Source organism: Vibrio sp. 2134-1 (assembly GCF_033339495.1).
The window spans coordinates 1-569 of the sequence record NZ_JAWOUS010000758.1 but is presented as its reverse complement, the minus strand read 5'-3'; the positions used below and the strand labels follow the sequence as shown (position 1 = coordinate 569).

Here is a 569-nt window from a genome sequence, read left to right as displayed (position 1 = left end):
AAAAAAACAGCGAAAGTGTACTTGATTCATCACAGGGAAAAAAGTTAATGCAGCATCCAAATCAGATTTTCCTGCTCTCTGAGCATCGCGACACCTACGAAACGTTATTGGCGGAGAAAAATCTGCCCGACCTGAACATTACGGACAAGCCGCAAGAGGCACACATTGTTCTTGCCGATCCTCCTTTACTCTCACAAAGATTAGACGAATTTTCACAACTTGAGTGGGTACAATCTACCTATGCGGGCGTAAATGCGCTCATTACCCCAGAATTTCGCCAAGACTATACGCTGACGAATGTGCGTGGCGTGTTTGGTCCGCTAATCGCAGAGTACGTCCTCGGATATTGCATCAGCCACTATCGTCATTTTATGCACTACCACCAGCAACAACAAAACAAGCAGTGGCAACCGCATCTCTACACATCACTGCAAAGCAAAACCATGGTGATTCTCGGCACGGGTAGCATTGGGAAATGCCTAGCACAAACGGCCCAGACGATGGGGATTAACACGATTGGTATTAATCGCACAGGAATTCCAACAGCCAATGATGGATTTGCACAAACC

Annotated in this window: 1 protein-coding gene; it reads left to right on the top strand. The window is 46.6% G+C overall.

Translation table 11 applies throughout. The features are described 5' to 3' along the window. Nucleotides 1-47: 47 nt before the first annotated feature. Nucleotides 48-569 (top strand): NAD(P)-dependent oxidoreductase (locus R7R78_RS28370; RefSeq protein WP_318119776.1); only part of this gene is annotated, 522 nt, incomplete at its 3' end.